Raw genomic sequence first — 20,357 nt, forward strand, 5'->3', positions numbered from 1 at the left:
TTAGCGACGGATGCCAAGCTTTTCTACAACCGCAACGTAACGGCTTTGGTCTTTCTTTTTGAGGTAATCTAGCAATTTACGACGCTGACTTACCATGCGCAACAAACCACGACGTGAGTGGTGATCTTTCTTGTGCGCTTTAAAGTGACCTTGCAATTCCGCCAAGTTTTTAGTCAACAAAGCGATTTGCACTTCAGGAGAACCTGTGTCGTTCTCGCCCTGACCAAATTCTTTTACGATTTCTGCTTTTTGCTCAACAGTTAGTGACATAATAACTCCTTAAGTTTTAAATGACCCGCTTCCGATCACTAATTCAGCAGCGGAAAGAGCGCGTATTATAAGGCGCTCAGTAAATATTTCAATGACTATTTCAAATCCGATAAATTGAAACCGCAATAATCCAACGCAAGTACTCGTTTTGGCCACAACTTACCGTCTTTACGCAAAACGACAACGCCAATAAACACACTATGACCTGCCGTGCTCTTGGCGCATAATCGGCATTCGTCCCCCACCGCCTGTGTATCAAGGGTACGATTAAAGACCGGCTGACCGTGCATGACGTCGCGCGCCTCCGCCTGGCTGATAGTTTGCGTTGGCAATTCATTCAATAACGTATCGACAGGTTCGAGGCACGCTAAGCGCTGTTCATCATCGCACTGTTCCAACGCTTCGAGAGACCATTGCTGCGCATCCGTTAAATTGGCAACATGGGTACGGCGTAACTCGCGCACATGGGCACCACAGCCAAGCGCTTGACCCATATCATCTACTAAAGTCCGGATATAAGTTCCCTTGGAACATGCGACTTGCAAGGTGACAAAATCACCATCACGGTGAAGAAGTTCAATCGCGCGAACACTGATAGTCCTTGTCTTGCGCGGTACATCAATGCCTCGACGCGCATAATAATAAAGCGGTTTGCCCTCGTACTTTAATGCCGAATAGATTGAAGGCGTTTGCGCTTGTTCACCGGTGAACTGAGCAATGATGTCGTTCAGCTGCGTATCCGAGACATCCACTGTATTTTGCTCAACGACCTCACCTTCGGCATCACTCGTAGTCGTGCGCACGCCCAATTGTGCTTCCACGCGATAGGCTTTATCCGCATCCAATAAATACTGGGAAAACTTGGTCGCTTCGCCTAGACACACGGGCAATAGCCCAGTAGCCAGCGGATCAAGGGCGCCCGTATGCCCTACTTTTTGCGCCTCATATAACCGTTTAATCACTTGAATGGCACGGTTAGATGTCATTTCCTTGGGTTTATCGAGTAACAGTACGCCGTTTATTGGCCGACCCTTACGCGGACGTGCCTGACCCATTTATTCACCCTCAGATTCGTTCTTATCCCGCTTACGCGCTTCGTCTACCAACCGACTCATACGAATACCTTCGTTAAGCGAGCCATCGTGCTGAAACTTAAGCTCTGGAACTACGCGCGCTTTGATACGTTTACCAAGCAACGAGCGAATAAAACCCGATGCCTGATTGAGTACCTTAAGGCCCGCCTTAACCTGGTCATCGTCATCGTGCAAAAACGTGACAAACACTTTGGCGTATGCCAGATCTCGAGAAACTTCAACATCAGAGACCGTTACCATACTCACGCGCGGATCTTTTACCTCACGCTGCAAAATCATCGCGATTTCTCGTTGTAGCTGATGGCGTACCCGCTCTGTACGACTAAATTCTTGTGCCATAACTCTTCCAAACTGAAACCGCGGACAGGATGCCCGCGGTTTTATCATAATCGAAAGCAAACTTTCGAGGTTTACAGTGTACGTTCAACCTGTACCGTCTCAAACACCTCGATTTGGTCGCCTTCTTTGACATCGTTGTAGTTCTTAACACCGATACCGCATTCCATACCATTACGGACTTCTTGTACGTCATCTTTAAAGCGGCGTAGTGACTCTAGCTCACCTTCATAGATAACAACATTATCACGCAATACGCGGATAGGTGCTGAACGCTTAACAATGCCTTCAGTAACCATACAACCTGCAATCGCGCCCAATTTCGGTGATTTAAACACATCACGGACTTCTGCAAGACCGATGATTTGTTGTTTAAATTCTGGGCGTAACATGCCGGTCATTGCTTGCTTAACTTCATCAATCAAGTCGTAGATAACGCTGTAGTAGCGTAGATCCACATTTTCTTGCTCGACCAACTTCTTAGCCGCTGCCTCAGCACGTACGTTGAAGCCGACAACGATTGCGTTCGATGCACTTGCCAGTGAGATATCGGTTTCGGTGATACCACCAACTCCGCTGCCGATGATATTCACTTTGACTTCATCGGTTGATAACTTCACGAGCGCATCAGAGATAGCTTCCAAAGAACCTTGTACGTCTGATTTCAATACGATATTGAGTTCAGATACGTCACCCTCTGCCATGTTGGCAAACATGTTCTCAAGTTTCGCTTTCTGCTGCTTCGCCAGCTTAACTTCACGGTACTTACCTTGGCGGTAGTTCGCAACTTCACGCGCTTTACGCTCGTCTTTAACGACAGTCGCTTCATCACCCGCTTGTGGAACACCTGACAGACCTAAAATCTCTACCGGAATCGAAGGACCTGCTTCTTTAATATCTTTACCGGTCTCGTCACGCATCGCACGAATACGACCGTATTCAAGACCACAAAGTACGATATCGCCCTGACGCAACAAGCCACGCTGTACCAATACTGTCGCAACGGGACCGCGACCACGGTCTAAGCGTGATTCGACCACGATACCCGACGCCATACCTGTTTTTTCTGCTTTCAAGTCGAGTACTTCTGACTGTAGCAAGATACCTTCAAGAAGCTCGTCAATTCCCATGCCACTGTGCGCAGACACAGGAATGAACATCACGTCACCGCCCCAATCTTCCGGGATGACATCAAGTTGTGCTAATTCATTTTTAACACGGTCTGGATCAGCTTCTTCTTTATCCATTTTGTTAATAGCGACCACGATAGGTACGCCCGCCGCTTTCGCATGCTGCACAGCCTCTTTAGTCTGTGGCATCACACCATCATCCGCAGCAACTACAAGAATAACCACGTCCGTGGCACCAGCGCCACGTGCACGCATTGAGGTAAATGCGGCGTGTCCTGGTGTATCCAAGAAGGTAATCATGCCATGGTCAGTTTCAACGTGGTATGCACCAATATGCTGGGTGATACCACCCGCCTCACCTGAGGCCACTTTCGCTTTACGGATGTGGTCAAGTAATGAGGTTTTACCGTGGTCGACGTGACCCATGACCGTTACCACTGGCGCACGAGGCTCTTCCTCTCCACCTTCAGAACGGTCTGACAAGACTTCTTCTTCAAGCGCATTGTCTTTAACGACTACCGCTTTGTGGCCAAGCTCTTCTACCACTAACGCAGCAGTTTCCTGATCAAGAATCTGGTTAATGGTGACCATTTCACCCATCTTCATCATGGTTTTAATCAGGTCACTTGCTTTAACCGCCATGCGACTTGCCAATTCACCCACAGTGATGGTCTCGCCGATTTTAACGTCGCGTTCTACCGGCTGAGCTGGCTTATTGAAGCCTTGTTGCAAGCTTGAACCACGGCGTCCACCTTTACGACGCTTTTCACGACGCGGTGTACGCTCATCCGCCTCTTCATCTTTGCGACGACGTTTCTTGTTACGACGACGCGACTTACGCTCCTCGTCATAATCCTGTGCGTCTTCTGCTTCTTGGGCTGTCGAAGAGGTTGTAAAATGCACTTCTTCTTGCTCGGCCTTTTTACGCTCTTTCTCTTCTTCTTCCCAACGCTTGGCATTTTCTTCAGCCAAACGACGAGCTTCTTCCGCTTGCTTTTCAGCCTCTTTCTCGGCTTTCTTGCGCGCTTCTTCTTCTTGCTGCATACGTAACTTGTCTGCTTCCTGCTTAGCTTTATCGGCAGCCTCACGCTCTTCTGGCGTCATTGCCGCACGCCGCTCGGCTTCCGCTTTCTGTTTCGCTTTTTCTTTCTCTTTACGAGCCGCTTTCTCTTTCTCTTCAGCTTCGCGCGCTGCTTTCGCTTTAGCTTCAGCCTCCGCTTGTTGGCGTTTTTCTTCTTCCGCCTTGGCTTTGGCTTCTTCTTCGCGACGCTTCGCCTCTTCCGCTTCCTTCTCTGCGGCAAGACGCTCTTGCTCTTCGCGCTCTTGCTCTTCAGCAGCTGAACGTTTTACATATGTACGCTTTTTGCGCACTTCGACTTGTACTGATTTGGCATCACGACCACCACCGACACTCAGCGTACTCTTAGTTTTACGCTTAAGGGTCATTTTGCTGGGCTCTGATGAGCCACCGCCGCCATGCTGCTTATTCAAATGTGCCAATAGTTTTTGTTTCTCATCTTCTGTCACGCCATCATCAGGCGTTTTTTTAATGCCCGCTTCAGCAAACTGCTGAATCAGACGATCAACTGTTGTACCGACATCTTTGGCCAGCTTTTCGAGCGTTACTTCTTCCATAGTCTGTTGTACCTCCGCTGATCGTGGTTATTCGCTGAACCAGCAAATATTGCGGGCTTTCATGATTAAGTCGCCAGCTTGCTGTTCATCCAGCTCTTCGATTCCGGCTAAGTCATCAATGCCTTGCTCCGCGAGCTCCTCCAATGAGGTCACACCGCGACTGGCAAGAACGTACGCCAAGTGGCGGTCCATTCCTTCAAGCCCAAGTAATGATTCGTCCGGCTCTGCTGACTCAAGAGACTCTTCGTCAGCCAATGCTTTCGTTGTTAAGTAGGCACGCGCGCGACCACGTAACTCTTCAACAATATCTTCATCCATGCCTTCAATTTCAAGGAACTCAGCTACAGGAACGTAAGCCACTTCCTCAAGTGAAGAAAATCCTTCGTCCACGAGTACCGACGCAAAATCTTCATCGATATCGAGACTGGTTATAAATAAGTTTAACAAGCGATTCGTTTCTGCTTCGTTTTTCTCGTTGAAGTCATCAACGGTCATGACGTTAAGCGTCCAACCACTGAGCTGACTGGCCAACCGAACATTCTGTCCACTTTTACCGATCGCTTGCGCTAGGTTATCGGCTGCAACAGCGATATCCATGGTATGAGCATCTTCATCGACTACAATTGAAGCCACTTCCGCAGGTGCCATTGCGTTAATAACAAATTGCGCGGGGTTATCGTCCCACAGCACAATATCAACACGCTCGCCACCGAGCTCCCCTGATACTGCTTGTACACGTGCACCACGCATACCCACACATGCACCCACCGGATCAATGCGGCGGTCATTGCTTTTAACCGCAATTTTAGCACGCGAACCAGGATCGCGAGCGGCGCCTTTGAGTTCAATCATCTCTTCACCGATTTCCGGCACTTCGATACGGAACAATTCCATTAAGAACTCGGGGCGCGAACGCGTGACAAACAACTGAGCTCCACGCGCTTCTGGACGCACATCGTAAAGCAAACCACGCACTCGGTCACCCGGACGAACTGATTCGCGCGGCAACATTTCTTCACGATAAATAATCGCTTCAGCATTATTGCCTAAATCTAAGATAACATGCTCGCGATTCGCTCGTTTAACCGTGCCTGTGACTAATTCACCCACTTGGTCACGGTATTCGTCAACCACTTGGGCACGCTCAGCTTCGCGTACTTTCTGTACGATAACTTGTTTTGCCGTCTGCGTTGTAATGCGGTCAAATTGAATCGACTCAATTTGTTCCTCGACGTAATCGCCTAATTGTAGCGATGGGTCTTCATACTGCGCGGCTGACAGGCTAATTTCACGATAAGGGTGCTCAAGACCCGTATCGGTATCTTCAACCACTAACCAACGGCGGAACGTATCAAATTCGCCCGTTGCACGATCAATATCAATACGCACATCAATATCGCCGTCATACTTTTTCTTGGTCGCGTGAGCTAATGCCGACTCTAACGCTTCAAAAATTTTCTCTCGAGGGACTGCCTTTTCGTTGGAAACAGCCTCTGCTACCAACAGGATTTCTTTACTCATGATTCTGCCTCACCAACGCAAATCGTTAATCAAATGACGGTACTAAGTGGGCTTTCTTGATTTCGTGCATACCCACCGTCAAAGACTCTTGACCAACGCTGAGTTGCAGTTGGTCATTTTCAATTCCTTCCAGAACCGCTTGGAACTTCCGCTTATTTTGTTTAGCTACGGTCAATTCGAACGCGACCGTTTCGCCGATATAAGGCTGCATTTGCGCAATAGAGAAGAACGGACGCTCCATACCGGGTGACGAAACCTCCAGGTTATACTCCGTATTGATCGGATCTTCTACGTCAAGTACAGAGCTCACTTGATAACTGACGTCAGCGCAATCATCAACGCTGATACCTTCTTCCTTATCAATGTAAATACGCAACGTTGAAAACTTGCCGGCACGGACAAACTCAATGCCCCACAATTCAAAACCCAAGGCCTCAACGGCTGGGCGAAGCATGTCCGATAAACGTTCCTCTATACGTGCCAAATTGCCTCCTAAAACAAAAAAAGGGCGCAAGCGCCCAGTGTTGTGACTATCCTAACGATAGCTTAGGCCACATAGCAAAAAGCCCCGAGCTTCTGCGGGGCTTTTAAAACACTGGACCCTTTGTCTATTTCAAACGCCAAACCGTTTGGCACTTGAAATTGGTTGCGGGGGCAGGATTTGAACCTACGACCTTCGGGTTATGAGCCCGACGAGCTACCAGACTGCTCCACCCCGCGTCCGAAACTTGCTTGATATTATAGGGATTTTTGTGCTCATTTCAAGCTCTGAGCAATAATAATATTGGTGCGGATGGCGGGACTTGAACCCGCACGCCCGAAAGCACTACCCCCTCAAGATAGCGTGTCTACCAATTCCACCACATCCGCGTAAACTATTAACCGACTCGACTCAATTAGTTGGTCGGAGGTACCTGTTGGCCATTCTGTTCTTCAACAGGCGGCGTTTGCTGCTCAGGTGCGCTCAAGTCAGAGAAATCTTCAGACGAATCTGAAACCGACGTTGATAAATTACCAAGCACTAGAGCCAACACAAAAAATATGACAGCTAAAATGGCAGTGGTACGACTCAAGAAGTTACCAGAACCTGACGAACCAAATACCGTGTTTGATGCGCCTGAGCCAAATGAAGCGCCCATATCTGCGCCTTTACCCTGCTGTATCATGATGAAGCCAATAAGAACAATGGCTACAATGAGAAACATCACCATCAATACTTCAAACATAAACTTTATCCCTTGGCTGCTCGACAGATAGCGCAGAAATCTTCGCCATTTAGGCTTGCGCCACCAATCAAACCACCATTTATATCTGCTTCTGAAAACAATGACTCAGCATTATTCGCTTTTACTGAGCCACCGTATAAAAGTGGAGTTTTAGCTCCAACTTGTTGGTAGTTTTCAACTAACCAACCACGAATTTTTGCATGTACTTCTTGTGCCTGCGCGGGCGATGCTGTCTCACCGGTACCAATAGCCCAAATCGGCTCATAAGCTACCACAACACGTGCCATTTGCTTTGCGCTTAATCCAGCCAGACTCTTTTCGAGCTGAGCTTGGATGACTGACCATGTATTGTCAGCCTCGCGCTGTGCTTTATCTTCGCCAACACAAATCACTGCGGTCAACCCAGCTTGGGTTACAGTGGCCGCTTTGGCAGCAACCAGTTGGTCGCTTTCGTGTTGCTCGGCGCGACGTTCAGAATGCCCAAGCAAGACATACTCGACGCCTAATTCTTGCAACATCGCAACAGAGACTTCACCAGTGTGCGCTCCGCTTTCATACTCGCTCACGTTTTGCGCACCTAACGCGACATCATCGTAATAGATGTGCCCTGCCATTTCAGACAGCAACGTGTACGGTGGACATATGACCACATTTACACCTTTAAAGTCGGCTTGATTGTCACGCAGAACTTCACTCATATTGCGAGTGAGTGCTCGGTTACCGTTCATTTTCCAGTTGGCAATAACCAGTGACGCGTTAGACATTTAAGCTCCTCTCTTTAAGGCGCGGGAATATTAGCTGATGCAAACCAAAGTTACAAGCACCAATTTCATTCCCGCGCACTGACTGCCTATTTTGTAGCCGCCTCGACTTCTTGGGCAATCTGCTGTGCAAACGTTTTCACGGCACGCGTATCAGCGCCTTCCACCATGACCCGAATAACTGGCTCCGTGCCCGATTTCCGCAACAACACGCACCCTTTTCCAGCCAACGCGGTTTCTACTTCAGCAACAACGGCTTTAACCTGAGGACTGTTAAGCGGGTCAGCACCTGACGGATACCGAACATTCACTAATGTCTGCGGTAACTTTTTAAACCCGTCCAGTAATGTTTCGATGTCACTGTCTTCCGCGACCATGGCCGCGAGTACTTGCAGGCCGGCGAGTATACCATCGCCTGTCGTATGGAAATCGCGATTGATAATATGCCCTGAGCTTTCTCCCCCCAACGCCCAATCGTTCGCCTTCAATTGCTCAATAACGTAGCGGTCACCGACCTTTGCGCGAATAAAGGGAACATCAAGTGATTGGCACGCCTGTTCAAGGGCAAAGTTACTCATCAAAGTACCAACAACCCCCCCCTTCAGGGTTCCTGAGCGAAGTGCGTTAACCATAAGTACGTAGAGTATTTCGTCGCCATCCAGAATACGCCCTTTGTCGCTGACCATCATAATACGATCACCGTCACCATCGAGCGCTATACCTACATGTGCTTTCTGTTTCAGTACTTCCTGCTGTAGTGCATCTAGATGAGTTGCACCACACTCTTTATTAATATTAAGTCCGTCGGGTCGAGTACCGACTTCAGTGACTTTGGCACCAAGCTCTCTAAACACGTTCGGTGCGATATGATAAGTCGCGCCGTGGGCACAATCGACGACAATGTGCATCCCCGTTAATGACAAGTGGCTCGGAAATGCACTTTTACAAAACTCAATGTATCGGCCCGCCGCGTCGTTGATACGATTGGCGCGACCTAAATGTTCGGATGCGACACAATCCATGGGTTGGTCAATCAAATGTTCGATATCTAACTCAACTTGATCGGGCAGCTTATGACCGTTATCGGCAAAGAATTTAATACCATTGTCATAGTATGGATTGTGCGATGCACTGATAACAATGCCTGCTGCCGCGCGGAAGGTGCGGGTCAGATAAGCAATACCCGGTGTTGGCATGGGACCTAAAAAGTCAACATTCACCCCTGCAGCGGACAAACCGGCTTCAAGTGCCGATTCGAGCATATAGCCGCTGATGCGAGTATCCTTACCCACGAGTACCTTGCGTGTTCCCTTTGCCGCCAATACTTTACCGGCAGCCCAACCAAGTTTAACCGCAAACTCAGGTGTAATAGGATGTTCTCCAACCAACCCACGTACACCATCGGTACCAAAATATTTCCTTTCTGTCACAAAAAATCTCCTTCCAGGGTCGCTGACACAATCCGCATCGCATCAACGGTTTCTGCTACATCATGCACACGGATCATACGTGCGCCTTTATAAGCTGCTATTGTGGCGGCTGCGATACTTCCTGACAAGCGCTCGTTAACATTTTTCCCCGTTACGTGTCCGATCATCGACTTACGTGACATTCCAATAAGTAATGGACAACGCAACTCATGAAAGGCTTGCAAGCGCTGTAGCATTTGATAATTGTGACGTTGTGACTTACCAAACCCAAACCCTGGGTCTAACCAAATTCGGTGTCCATCAATACCTCCCTTGGCGCATTGATGTATGCGGTCCTCGAAAAAGGTTTTTACTTCACATATCACGTCTTCATAACGTGGATCATGTTGCATGGTACGCGGCTCACCTTGCATATGCATTAAGCAGACCTCAACATCACTGGCAGCCACAACTTCAATCGCTCCAGGTTCGCGTAAGGCATTCACGTCATTAATCATGTCAACGCCAGTTTCGATGGCCGCACTCATCACTGCGGGTTTAACGGTGTCGACAGATACCTTCACGTCCAATCTTTGCTTAATCGCCTCAAGCACCGGAATCACTCTATCAAGTTCTTCTGCTTCAGCGACAGCTTGCGCGCCGGGACGAGTCGACTCACCGCCGATATCTAACCATGTAGCACCGGCTTGTATCATGGTTTCTGCACGCCGTAGCGCATCATCAACATTATTATAGTTTCCCCCATCGCTGAATGAATCCGGGGTAATATTTAAAATCCCCATGACACTCAACGGTCGCGCAAGCTTACTCATGGTCTAGTTCCTCACATCATGACTACACAAACAATTGACAAAAAAAAGCCACCCAATCGGTGGCTTTTCAGTAATGGTTGGTTACGACGTCGCGTCACCCGGTTTGTCCACGTTAATAGGACGATCTGGCCGCTCTTCTTCGCCTGCCTTTTCGGCAGTACCACCATTGGTACCATTATCATTATCATCGCGATCATCCCAGCCTTTCGGGGGACGAACGTCACGACGATTCATTAAGTCGTCAATCTGACCCGCATCGATAGTTTCGTATTTTACGAGCGCGTCCTTCATAGCGTGCAGAATATCAATATTCTCTTCCAATATTGTTTTAGCACGTTGATAGTTCTGATCAATCACTGACTTAACTTCTTGATCAATCGCGCGCGCGGTGTCGTCAGACATGTGTTTATGCTGAGTGACTTGACGCCCTAAAAAGACTTCATTTTCGTCTTCAGCGTAGAGCAAAGGACCCATTTTTTCTGACAAGCCCCACTGGGTCACCATCTTACGAGCAATTTCTGTTGCCCGTTCAATATCATTTGACGCGCCAGTCGTGACCTTATCAACGCCATAGATAATCTGCTCGGCTAACCGACCACCAAACAAGCTTGAAATCATGCTTTCTAAATGTTGCTTAGAATGACTCACACGATCTTGCTCTGGCAAGTACATGGTAACCCCTAATGCACGGCCCCTTGGAATGATCGATACCTTATAGACCGGATCATGCTCAGGCACTAAACGACCCACGATCGCGTGACCCGCTTCATGATAAGCCGTCATCGCCTTTTCATCGTCGGTCATTACCATTGAACGACGTTCGGCACCCATCATGATCTTATCTTTCGCTTTATCGAACTCTTCCATTGAGACGACACGTTTGTTGCCTCGGGCTGCGAATAACGCAGCTTCGTTAACTAAGTTAGCGAGGTCAGCGCCCGAGAACCCAGGTGTACCGCGCGCAATCAAATCGGCACGCACGTCGTCGCCCAACGGAACTTTACGCATGTGTACTTTTATAATCTGCTCACGTCCGCGTACGTCCGGCAAGCCCACCACAACTTGGCGGTCAAAACGACCTGGACGCAATAACGCAGGGTCAAGTACGTCTGGGCGGTTGGTTGCAGCGATAACGATAATACCTTCGTTACCCTCAAATCCATCCATTTCTACCAACATTTGGTTTAGCGTTTGCTCGCGCTCATCATGACCGCCGCCAAGACCGGCGCCACGTTGGCGACCCACGGCGTCTATCTCGTCGATAAAGATAATACAAGGAGCAGACTTTTTCGCTTGCTCAAACATATCGCGTACCCGAGAAGCACCGACACCGACAAACATTTCAACAAAGTCAGAGCCAGAAATGCTAAAGAAAGGCACTTTTGCTTCGCCTGAAATAGCTTTAGCAAGCAACGTTTTACCTGTACCCGGCGGACCGACCATTAACACGCCTTTTGGTATTTTACCGCCCAAGCGTTGGAATTTAGAAGGATCCTTAAGATAGTCGACCAGTTCGGTGACTTCCTCTTTAGCTTCATCACAACCCGCCACATCGCGAAACGTGGTTTTAGTCTGATCTTCGCTCATTAAGCGTGCTTTACTCTTGCCAAACGACATTGCACCGCGACCACCGCCGCCCTGCATTTGTCGCATAAAGAATATCCACACACCGATTAAGAGCAACATCGGGAACCAAGAAATGAAAATTGACGTGAGAATGCTAGGTTCTTCCGGTGGCGTTCCCGAGAACTCAACATTTTTGTTCGCCAATTGATCAACGATCTTCGGATCGGATTGCGTCGGAATGACTGTCTTATACGACTGGCCATTTCGTGTCATCACCGTGATGGTGCGACCATCTTCACCAAAATCGGCGCGTCGCACATTGCCGTTGTCCACTTGCTTTAGAAACTCGCTATACGCCATGCGAGACCCAGCGTTTTCGCCAGGGCTAAAGCTCTGAAAAACGCTCATCAACACAACGGCTATGACGAGCCACAAGATGAGATTTTTTGCCATATCGCTCAAAGCCTATTACCTCTAGTGTATTTAAATAATCAATCGTTGATGTCAGGGTACTACAACTTGTAGTCTGTCGCTACCAAGTATACCTCTCGCGAACGTGATCGAGACGAACTTGGCTTTCGCGTCTTTACCGTCTTAAATGCCGCTCTAACATCTTTTAAAAACTCTTCGAACCCTTGTCCGTGAAACACTTTGACAGCAAAGCTGCCGCCAGGTTTCAGTACTTGGTGACACATGTCCAACGCCAGCTCAACAAGATACATTGCACGGGGCTGGTCGACGTTGTCATTACCACTCATATTAGGGGCCATATCGGACAACACTACATCTACGTTTTTACCGCCAATTCGGCTCAACAACGCGTCTAAAACTGCCTGTTCGCGAAAGTCACCCTGCAGAAAATCGACGCCAGCGATTGGGTCCATCGATAAAATATCGCACGCGATTACCTGACCATCGCCATTGAAGTAGTCTGCAACATATTGCGACCAGCCTCCAGGCGCTGCGCCCAAATCAACAACAGTTTGCCCTTTTTTTATTAATTTATCACGCTGTTGAATTTCTTCTATCTTAAATACGGCACGTGACCGCAATCCGCGTTTTTGCGCTTTTTGCACAAACGGATCATCAAAATGTTCTTTTAACCAACGTTGGCTGCTGACGCTGCGCTTTTTACCCATTAATACTATCCAGACTGTCTGATTAAACTAGCGTGTACCCATTAGATGGCGTTACAATAACCGTAATTCAAGCTCAAATTACAGGATTATTATCGTATGTCGTTAACTAATAAGCAAAAACAGTTTTTAAAAGGCGAAGCGCACCCGCTCAAACCGGTGGTTTTACTCGGTGCAAATGGGCTTACTGAAGGCGTGATTGCCGAAATTGAGCAAGCGTTGGAAGATCATGAGCTCATCAAGGTAAAAGTGCCAGAAGAAGACCGTGAGCTACGCCAACAAATGATGGCTGCCATTGTGCGTGAAACAGGTGCGGAACAAGTTCAGGTCATTGGTAAAACACAAATCTTGTTCCGTCCAGCTAAAGAACCTCGTATGCGATTACCAAGAGCTTAACCGCAGCTGTATTGTGGCGTAATAGGGTTTGAGACACGTCTCATAGCCCGCGCCACACAGCCCATCGCTACTTCAGTCTTAATCCATCCCTCTTGTGCTAAAAAGTAAACATTCAGCAGTTCATTGCGATGTGCTTCAGAGTTGTCCAACTGATGTTTCTTAAGAGTCGGCTCAACCATCTGCATCGCTTTCCAGTAAAAGCGGTAGTCTTGTTCACAAGTTAAGGAACTTAAGCTCTCTGCAAGTTCAGGTGTTGATTTAGGATACATAAGCTTAACACCAGGCGCGAAAAGCCAATCGACCGATAGCCCTTCACTCATTAATTTGGTAATGAGTAATTTATAAGGAATAACTTGTCGGTAACGCCAATTTTTATAGTCATGATAGCTGACTCCGAGCCACTCGACGACGCCTTTTATCGTTTGCACTTTGGCAACCGGTTTAAGACGTTCCATTAACTCTCTGATGGTAGGCTCACCCCACGCATAATTTGGGGCAAATACTGCGTTTCTTTCCATGAAACCTCCTTTACATGCTATTAACACAACAGTAATACTTTCTAAAAAAACAAACTGTTTTGCAAGTTTTAAGCATAAAAAAACCCAGTTTTAAAAAACTGGGTTTTTGCTAGAGGTCGATGTAAGCGATTAAATATATTTAACTTCCACGACCTCGTACTCAACCTCACCATTCGGTGTGGTTACCGTCGCAATGTCATCAATTTCTTTACCAATCAGCGCACGCGCTATCGGCGAGTTGACAGAAATCAGATTAGACTTAATATCCGCCTCATCGTCACCGACGATTTGGTAGGTCACTTCCTCATCTGTTTTAGTGTTATACACTGTCACAGTGGAGCCAAAAATGACTTTACCGTTATTAGGCACTTTCGTTACATCTATAATTTGTGCGTTCGATAATTTCGACTCGATTTCTTGAATACGGCCTTCACAAAAGCCCTGTTGTTCGCGCGCTGCATGATACTCAGCATTTTCCTTGAGATCTCCATGCTCACGCGCATCAGCGATCGCCTCAACAATACGAGGACGATCTTCGGTTTTTAATCGTTTCAATTCTTGACGCAGTTGCTCTGCGCCACGTTCCGTCATTGGAATCTGGTTCATACTAATGCAACCCTTTTGTGTAATTCCTGCACCGAGCTCACGCGCGCGCGATCGTCCGCCGTATTGGCTTTCACTGTCGCAAACGCCGCGTTAAGTGTAGTGGTATAAATTACTTTGTTTAACAATGCCTCGCGACGGATATAAACCGAATCTTCGATGGCTTGACGACCTTCTACGGTGTTGATGATATAACTATACTCACCGTTTTTGATCGCATCCACAATATTCGGACGACCTTCCTGTAGTTTGTTAACTACCGTGCAGTCGATACCCTCTTCTGCTAACATTTTAGCAGTACCGCGGGTCGCTTCCAATTTAAACCCAAGCGCCAGCAAGCCACGCGCAAGATCCATCAGTCGACGCTTGTCGCTGTCACGAACAGAAATAAGTGCCTTTCCTTTTTTCGCGAGCGCAGCACCGGCGCCGAGGTTGGCTTTGGCATAAGCTTCTTCAAAGCTTTCACCCACCCCCATCACCTCACCGGTAGAGCGCATTTCTGGTCCACGAATCGGGTCAACACCTTGGAACTTAGCAAAAGGAATGACCACTTCCTTTACTGAATAATAAGGTGGAATGACCTCGCTTGTGTAACCTTGTTCTTTTAACGACTGACCCACCATTACACGGGCCGCGACTTTGGCAAGCGGAACACCCGTCGCCTTCGAAACAAAAGGTACGGTTCGTGCTGCGCGAGGGTTCACTTCAATGAGGTAAATTTCATCGTCTTTTACCGCAAACTGGGCGTTCATTAAGCCCTTAACGTTTAATTCAAACGCAAGCTTACGAATTTGTTCGCGTAACTGTGCTTGAATAATATCGCTTAACGAGTACGGAGGTAACGAGCACGCCGAATCGCCTGAATGCACGCCGGCTTCCTCGATGTGTTGCATGATACCACCAATCAACACGTCTTCACCGTCACAAATTGCATCCACGTCCACTTCGATGGCGTTATCGAGGAACCTATCGAGTAACACAGGCGCATCATTCGATACCTTTACGGCATCCGTTAAATAACGCGTCAAGTCTTGCTCGTCGTAAACAATTTCCATCGCTCGACCACCCAATACGTACGACGGGCGCACAACGAGCGGATAACCAATACGTTTGGCTTCAGTCAACGCTTCTGAAATACCGGTAACCGTCGAGTTTTCTGGTTGCTTCAGTTTCAAACGGTTTACCGCCGCCTGGAATCGCTCACGGTCTTCCGAGCGGTCAATCGCATCCGGTGAAGTACCAATAATAGGCACGCCGTTGGCCTCAAGCGCACGTGCGAGTTTAAGCGGCGTCTGACCGCCGTATTGCACGATGACACCTTTAGGCTGTTCGATACGCACGATCTCCAACACGTCTTCTAAGGTGATCGGCTCAAAGTATAACCGGTCAGAAGTGTCATAATCAGTTGATACGGTTTCTGGGTTACAGTTAACCATGATGGTTTCGTAACCATCTTCACGTAATGCTAAGGCCGCATGAACACAGCAGTAATCAAATTCGATACCTTGACCAATGCGATTAGGACCGCCGCCAATCACCATGATTTTGTCGCGATCAGACACATCGGCTTCGCATTCTTCATCATAGCTTGAATACATATAGGCAGTGCTTGAGGCAAACTCAGCAGCGCAGGTGTCAACCCGTTTATAAACCGGATGAATCCCTAACTTATGGCGACGCTTACGCACTTCTGACTCGCTGACATGCAGTACATCAGCAATACGTTCATCAGAGAAGCCTCGACGTTTAAGTGCCCGCATAACATGTTCATTCATGCCTGCGAGTCCCAATGCATCCAGTTCTTCTTCAAGCTTGATAAGCTCTTCAATCTGAATCAGATACCATTCATCAATACGCGTTAATTCAAACACTTCGCGCACGGTCATGCCTAAGCGGAATGCATCACCAATGTACCAAATTCGCTCCGCACCCGGCTCTTTTAACTCGCGAATCACTTTGCCGCGCGCTTCATCGCTGCTTAAATCGACCATACTATCAAAGCCATTGGCGCCCAGTTCGAGACCGCGCAATGCTTTTTGCATCGATTCTTGGAAGTTACGACCAATCGCCATCACCTCACCCACCGATTTCATCTGAGTGGTTAAGCGATCGTTACAGTTAGCGAACTTCTCAAAGTTAAAACGAGGGATCTTAGTCACAACGTAATCTAACGCCGGTTCAAACGATGCAGGCGTCACACCGCCCGTAATTTCGTTCTCGAGTTCATCCAGCGTATAGCCCACCGCAAGCTTGGCGGCAACTTTCGCAATTGGGAAGCCTGTTGCTTTCGAGGCGAGCGCTGACGAACGCGACACGCGTGGATTCATTTCAATGATCACCATGCGGCCGGTATCAGGATTCAAGCCAAATTGTACGTTTGAGCCACCTGTCTCAACACCGATCTCACGCAATACCGCCATTGCTGCATCACGCATCAACTGAAACTCTTTGTCAGTCAATGTTTGAGCCGGTGCAACGGTGATCGAATCACCGGTATGGATACCCATTGGATCAAAGTTTTCAATGGTACATACGATAATGCAGTTGTCGCTTTTATCACGGACCACTTCCATTTCGTATTCTTTCCAACCTAACAGCGATTCATCAATCAGTAACTCGTTGGTCGGTGACAAATCGAGACCCCGTCGACAGATCTCCTCGAACTCTTCACGGTTGTAGGCGATACCACCGCCGCTGCCGCCCATGGTAAACGAGGGACGGATAATGCATGGGAAACCAAGACGGTCAAGTACGTCAAAGGCTTCTTCCATGCTATGTGCCATTTCAGCATTCGGCGTCTCTAAACCGATTTTTTTCATCGCTTTATCGAAGCGGTCGCGGTTTTCCGCTTTGTCGATAGCATCGGCATTGGCGCCAATCATTTCGACTTTCAAGCGGTCTAATACGCCATGACGATCAAGATCAAGCGCACAGTTCAATGCAGTTTGACCGCCCATGGTTGGCAAAATCGCATCGGGGCGTTCGCGCTCGATAATTTTTTCGACCACTTCCCAGTGAATAGGCTCAATATAGGTGGCGTCAGCCATTTCAGGGTCAGTCATGATGGTCGCTGGGTTCGAGTTCACCAAAATCACTCGATAACCCTCTTCGCGAAGCGCCTTACATGCTTGTGCACCCGAGTAGTCAAACTCACAGGCTTGACCAATGACAATCGGACCTGCACCAAGAATCAGAATGCTTTTTATGTCAGTACGTTTTGGCATAGTGTCGTTCTATCCTTTGCTGCACCCGTTTAAGCGCGAGCTTGCATTAATTCGATAAAGTGATCAAAGAGCGCATCAGCGTCATGTGGGCCTGGACTCGCTTCAGGGTGGCCCTGAAAGCTAAATGCGGGCTTATCGGTTCTGCGCATGCCTTGCAAGGTGCCATCAAACAATGACACGTGAGTCACCTCAATATTATCCGGCAAGCTCGTCTCGTCTATCGCAAAACCATGATTTTGACTGGTAATCATCACGCGTTTAGTGCGAACGTCTTGTACTGGATGGTTTGCACCGTGATGGCCAAATTTCATTTTGGTCGATTTTGCGCCACTGGCAATGCCTAACAACTGATGGCCCAAACAGATACCAAAGATAGGGATGTCTTTTTCTAATAACGCTTTAATAGCGTCGATTGCGTAATCGCACGGCTCAGGATCACCCGGTCCGTTAGATAAAAATACGCCATCTGGATTTAACCCCATCACCTCATCGGCTGAAGTTTGAGCTGGCACCACAGTGATGCGACAGCCGCGATCCGCGAGCAGTCGCAGAATATTCTGTTTGCAGCCATAGTCGTATGCAACGACATGGAATTTGTCTTGCGCAGGTGAGGTATGTCCTTCGCCAAGCTGCCAACTGCCCTCGCTCCAAGCGTGAGTTTCCTCACAGGAGACAACCTTAGCGAGATCCATTCCTTTCAGTCCAGGAAATTCGCGAGCTAACTGAAGTGCTTTGTCTTCGTCAATCGGTCCCGCCATGATACACCCATTCTGCGCTCCTTTTTCGCGCAAAATCCGCGTCAGCTTACGTGTATCAATATCAGCGATTCCAACCACATTCTGACGTTGCAGATATTCTGTCAACGTCTCTTGCTTGCGAAAGCTACTCGCTTTCAAGGCGTTATCACGAATAATCAAGCCTTTCGCCCAAACTTCGGGGGATTCTTCATCTTCGTTGTTGGTGCCAGTATTGCCAATGTGGGGGTATGTCAGGGTGACGAGTTGTTCAGTGTATGAGGGGTCAGTTAGAATTTCTTGGTAGCCTGTCATGGCTGTATTAAAGACGACTTCTCCAACAGCGGAGCCTTCGGCTCCAATCGCTGTGCCATGAAAGATGGTGCCGTCGGCTAACACCAGTATGGCTCGGTTAGCGGATTGACTCGCTAAAATACTCAAGGGCAACCTCCGTACATAAAAAAACGGGTGAATCAATACAAAGTTGACTTCCCCGTTTAAGGTCCTTACCGCGCGTTCTTTGCTCACTGAAATTAGCAGATGACTAACATCAGGCAAATTGACCGTATTGTACGTGTTTTTTTACGCAGCGTCCAGCGCTGTTTTTAATCCAATAGTTGCGCCAGTTGCTTTTTTAAGTCCAGCACATCGGCCATTTGATAGCACTCACCCGGCGCCTGAGCCGTCACCCATTTTGCCGCGCGCAATGCACCTTCAGCAAAGATGCGACGATCACTCACGCGATGTGAGAGTTCGATACGCTCACCGGCCTGTGCCAGCCAAACTTGATGCTCGCCGACGATATCGGCGGCACGCAATACGCTAAACCCAATGCCATCGTCACTACGTAAGCCATCGCCACGAATGCCATCGTTAACGGTCTCAAATGTTACCTTTCTGCCCATCGCAGCGGCCTCGCCGAGCGCTAAAGCAGTGCCTGATGGCCCATCCTTTTTATGTCGATGGTGCGCCTCAAAAATTTCAATGTCTGCATCTTTAAACGCGCCTGCTGCGATGCGCGTTAATTGCTCCATCAGTGCCACACCCAAGCTGGTGTTACGCGCATGTAGTGTGGCTACTTTTTGCGCCGTGTCCTGAAGTAGTTGCTGTTGCGCGGCATCGAGCCCGGTAGTGCAGACCACAATCGGACACTGATGGTTTTGTGCATACGCCAGGTTTTCTTCCAGCGCAGAGGGTAGGCTAAAGTCAATTAATACATCGGGCGCATCATTCACCTCTGACACATGATGATAGTGAGTTTGCCCAATGGGGTTACCGCGCGCGTCGCTCTGCTTGCTTACAAATGCATGCGACACATCAAAGCCATAAGCCTCTGCATACTCAATAATTTGTTGTCCCATACGCCCACTGGCGCCCAATACACCTAATTTCATGCGCTTTCTCGTGCTTCCTGATAAGGGTTGTTATCCTGCAATAAGTTTTCGCTACGCGCAACTACGCGTGCCACCATCATGTCACCAGTGACATTGGTCATGGTGCGCGCCATGTCTATGATACGGTCAATTGCGGCAATAAAAGCGATTCCTTCGAGCGGTAAGCCAACAGCGTTTAACGTCACCGTTAACATCACTAATGCAGTACCCGGCACCCCTGCCGTTCCAACCGACGCTAGGGTCGCTGTCATCATGATCAAGCCATAGTCCATCCAATCGAGTGGAATGCCGTACAGGTTGGCGATAAAGATACTCGCCACGGCAGGATAAATACCGCCACAACCGTCCATATTGATAGTCGCCCCAAGCGGCAACACAAAGCTCGCGTAATCCTTCGATATACCCAAACGCTCAGTGACCGCGCGATGTGCCGCCGGCAAGGAACCAAATGAACTGCAGGTCGTAAAGGCAACGACTTGTGCATCGAACACCGCTCGGAAAAATTGCCAAGCACTCATGCCCCCCATGGTACGGACAAAGCCACCGTAAACCACCACAATGTGAATCAGCA

At 48.4% G+C, this 20,357-nt stretch carries 19 protein-coding genes and 2 tRNA genes; 1 reads left to right on the forward strand and 20 read right to left on the reverse strand.

Going from position 1 to position 20,357, the window contains the following annotated elements; genetic code table 11:
- The 14 genes from rpsO to rlmE all read right to left on the reverse strand — a co-directional run bounded on the left by rpsO (position 1) and on the right by rlmE (position 12,920).
- A complete protein-coding gene (gene rpsO, locus ABNS04_RS06350; protein WP_006955194.1) occupies positions 1–270 on the reverse strand; it encodes a 30S ribosomal protein S15 in 270 nt (89 codons plus the stop codon).
- Positions 271–365: 95 nt separating this feature from the next.
- Complete coding sequence (gene truB / locus ABNS04_RS06355) at positions 366–1,325, reverse strand: tRNA pseudouridine(55) synthase TruB (protein WP_272978784.1); 960 nt, start codon at positions 1,323–1,325, stop codon at positions 366–368.
- The gene (gene rbfA / locus ABNS04_RS06360) at positions 1,326–1,703 is read right to left on the reverse strand and encodes a 30S ribosome-binding factor RbfA (protein ID WP_006955196.1); all 378 of its coding nucleotides are present in this window, start codon (positions 1,701–1,703) and stop codon (positions 1,326–1,328) included.
- A gap of 71 nt (positions 1,704–1,774) precedes the next feature.
- Positions 1,775–4,465 (reverse strand): translation initiation factor IF-2, encoded by a 2,691-nt coding sequence (infB, locus tag ABNS04_RS06365; RefSeq protein ID WP_006955197.1) that lies wholly within the window; start codon positions 4,463–4,465, stop codon positions 1,775–1,777.
- Positions 4,466–4,492: 27 nt separating this feature from the next.
- Positions 4,493–5,986 (reverse strand): transcription termination factor NusA, encoded by a 1,494-nt coding sequence (gene nusA, locus ABNS04_RS06370; RefSeq protein WP_006955198.1) that lies wholly within the window; start codon positions 5,984–5,986, stop codon positions 4,493–4,495.
- Positions 5,987–6,011: 25 nt separating this feature from the next.
- The gene (gene rimP / locus ABNS04_RS06375; RefSeq protein ID WP_040487805.1) at positions 6,012–6,470 is read right to left on the reverse strand and encodes a ribosome maturation factor RimP; all 459 of its coding nucleotides are present in this window, start codon (positions 6,468–6,470) and stop codon (positions 6,012–6,014) included.
- Between the two features lie 159 nt (positions 6,471–6,629).
- Positions 6,630–6,706, reverse strand: a tRNA-Met gene (locus tag ABNS04_RS06380).
- Positions 6,707–6,771: 65 nt separating this feature from the next.
- Positions 6,772–6,856 (reverse strand) — tRNA-Leu (locus tag ABNS04_RS06385).
- A 26-nt stretch (positions 6,857–6,882) separates the two neighbouring features.
- The gene (gene secG / locus ABNS04_RS06390) at positions 6,883–7,212 is read right to left on the reverse strand and encodes a preprotein translocase subunit SecG (protein ID WP_286681721.1); all 330 of its coding nucleotides are present in this window, start codon (positions 7,210–7,212) and stop codon (positions 6,883–6,885) included.
- Positions 7,213–7,217: 5 nt separating this feature from the next.
- Complete coding sequence (gene tpiA / locus ABNS04_RS06395; protein WP_006955166.1) at positions 7,218–7,976, reverse strand: triose-phosphate isomerase; 759 nt, start codon at positions 7,974–7,976, stop codon at positions 7,218–7,220.
- A gap of 86 nt (positions 7,977–8,062) precedes the next feature.
- The gene (glmM, locus tag ABNS04_RS06400; RefSeq protein ID WP_272977903.1) at positions 8,063–9,403 is read right to left on the reverse strand and encodes a phosphoglucosamine mutase; all 1,341 of its coding nucleotides are present in this window, start codon (positions 9,401–9,403) and stop codon (positions 8,063–8,065) included.
- Positions 9,400–10,215 carry a dihydropteroate synthase gene (gene folP / locus ABNS04_RS06405; RefSeq protein WP_272977902.1) on the reverse strand — a complete coding sequence of 272 codons (816 nt, stop codon included), beginning with the start codon at positions 10,213–10,215 and terminating at the stop codon, positions 9,400–9,402. Before folP ends, glmM begins: the two co-directional genes overlap by 4 nt.
- A gap of 81 nt (positions 10,216–10,296) precedes the next feature.
- Entirely contained in the window at positions 10,297–12,243 is a 1,947-nt protein-coding gene (gene ftsH / locus ABNS04_RS06410; protein ID WP_272977901.1) for an ATP-dependent zinc metalloprotease FtsH, read from the reverse strand.
- Between the two features lie 50 nt (positions 12,244–12,293).
- A complete protein-coding gene (gene rlmE, locus ABNS04_RS06415; RefSeq protein ID WP_006955162.1) occupies positions 12,294–12,920 on the reverse strand; it encodes a 23S rRNA (uridine(2552)-2'-O)-methyltransferase RlmE in 627 nt (208 codons plus the stop codon).
- 96 nt (positions 12,921–13,016) lie between these two features.
- Here rlmE and yhbY point away from each other — a divergent pair, with 96 nt between their 5' ends.
- Positions 13,017–13,313 carry a ribosome assembly RNA-binding protein YhbY gene (gene yhbY / locus ABNS04_RS06420; protein ID WP_006955161.1) on the forward strand — a complete coding sequence of 99 codons (297 nt, stop codon included), beginning with the start codon at positions 13,017–13,019 and terminating at the stop codon, positions 13,311–13,313.
- Here the strand turns inward: yhbY and ABNS04_RS06425 are convergent.
- The 6 genes from ABNS04_RS06425 to ABNS04_RS06450 all read right to left on the reverse strand — a co-directional run.
- Entirely contained in the window at positions 13,310–13,831 is a 522-nt protein-coding gene (locus ABNS04_RS06425) for a hypothetical protein (protein ID WP_272977900.1), read from the reverse strand. The two genes, yhbY and ABNS04_RS06425, sit on opposite strands and share 4 nt — an antisense overlap.
- Before the next feature lie 129 nt (positions 13,832–13,960).
- Positions 13,961–14,437: a transcription elongation factor GreA gene (gene greA, locus ABNS04_RS06430; RefSeq protein WP_006955159.1), complete on the reverse strand. Its 477-nt coding sequence runs from the start codon at positions 14,435–14,437 to the stop codon at positions 13,961–13,963.
- Positions 14,434–17,658, reverse strand: coding sequence for a carbamoyl-phosphate synthase large subunit (gene carB / locus ABNS04_RS06435; protein ID WP_272977899.1), 3,225 nt, complete (start codon positions 17,656–17,658; stop codon positions 14,434–14,436). Before carB ends, greA begins: the two co-directional genes overlap by 4 nt.
- 29 nt (positions 17,659–17,687) lie before the next feature.
- Positions 17,688–18,833, reverse strand: a complete 1,146-nt coding sequence (gene carA / locus ABNS04_RS06440) for a glutamine-hydrolyzing carbamoyl-phosphate synthase small subunit (protein WP_272977898.1) — start codon at positions 18,831–18,833, stop codon at positions 17,688–17,690.
- Between the two features lie 164 nt (positions 18,834–18,997).
- On the reverse strand, positions 18,998–19,786 hold the full coding sequence (gene dapB, locus ABNS04_RS06445) for a 4-hydroxy-tetrahydrodipicolinate reductase (RefSeq protein ID WP_272977897.1): 789 nt from the start codon (positions 19,784–19,786) through the stop codon (positions 18,998–19,000).
- Positions 19,783–20,357, reverse strand: a 575-nt coding sequence (locus ABNS04_RS06450; RefSeq protein WP_348671243.1) for a dicarboxylate/amino acid:cation symporter, incomplete at its 5' end; no start/stop codon positions are given. The genes ABNS04_RS06450 and dapB, both read right to left, overlap by 4 nt.

It is taken from the genome of uncultured Idiomarina sp., assembly GCF_964010655.1.
Lineage (GTDB): Bacteria > Pseudomonadota > Gammaproteobacteria > Enterobacterales > Alteromonadaceae > Idiomarina > Idiomarina baltica.

What these genes read in the sequence shown, in the direction of transcription:
- yhbY (WP_006955161.1), top strand. Translation starts at nt 13,017, where the DNA reads ATGTCGTTAACTAATAAGCAAAAACAGTTTTTAAAAGGCGAAGCGCAC.
- nusA (WP_006955198.1), bottom strand. Translation starts at nt 5,986, where the DNA reads ATGAGTAAAGAAATCCTGTTGGTAGCAGAGGCTGTTTCCAACGAAAAG.
- tpiA (WP_006955166.1), bottom strand. Translation starts at nt 7,976, where the DNA reads ATGTCTAACGCGTCACTGGTTATTGCCAACTGGAAAATGAACGGTAAC.
- folP (WP_272977902.1), bottom strand. Translation starts at nt 10,215, where the DNA reads ATGAGTAAGCTTGCGCGACCGTTGAGTGTCATGGGGATTTTAAATATT.
- dapB (WP_272977897.1), bottom strand. Translation starts at nt 19,786, where the DNA reads ATGAAATTAGGTGTATTGGGCGCCAGTGGGCGTATGGGACAACAAATT.
- truB (WP_272978784.1), bottom strand. Translation starts at nt 1,325, where the DNA reads ATGGGTCAGGCACGTCCGCGTAAGGGTCGGCCAATAAACGGCGTACTG.
- rlmE (WP_006955162.1), bottom strand. Translation starts at nt 12,920, where the DNA reads ATGGGTAAAAAGCGCAGCGTCAGCAGCCAACGTTGGTTAAAAGAACAT.
- carB (WP_272977899.1), bottom strand. Translation starts at nt 17,658, where the DNA reads ATGCCAAAACGTACTGACATAAAAAGCATTCTGATTCTTGGTGCAGGT.
- secG (WP_286681721.1), bottom strand. Translation starts at nt 7,212, where the DNA reads ATGTTTGAAGTATTGATGGTGATGTTTCTCATTGTAGCCATTGTTCTT.
- rpsO (WP_006955194.1), bottom strand. Translation starts at nt 270, where the DNA reads ATGTCACTAACTGTTGAGCAAAAAGCAGAAATCGTAAAAGAATTTGGT.
- infB (WP_006955197.1), bottom strand. Translation starts at nt 4,465, where the DNA reads ATGGAAGAAGTAACGCTCGAAAAGCTGGCCAAAGATGTCGGTACAACA.
- greA (WP_006955159.1), bottom strand. Translation starts at nt 14,437, where the DNA reads ATGAACCAGATTCCAATGACGGAACGTGGCGCAGAGCAACTGCGTCAA.
- rbfA (WP_006955196.1), bottom strand. Translation starts at nt 1,703, where the DNA reads ATGGCACAAGAATTTAGTCGTACAGAGCGGGTACGCCATCAGCTACAA.
- ABNS04_RS06425 (WP_272977900.1), bottom strand. Translation starts at nt 13,831, where the DNA reads ATGGAAAGAAACGCAGTATTTGCCCCAAATTATGCGTGGGGTGAGCCT.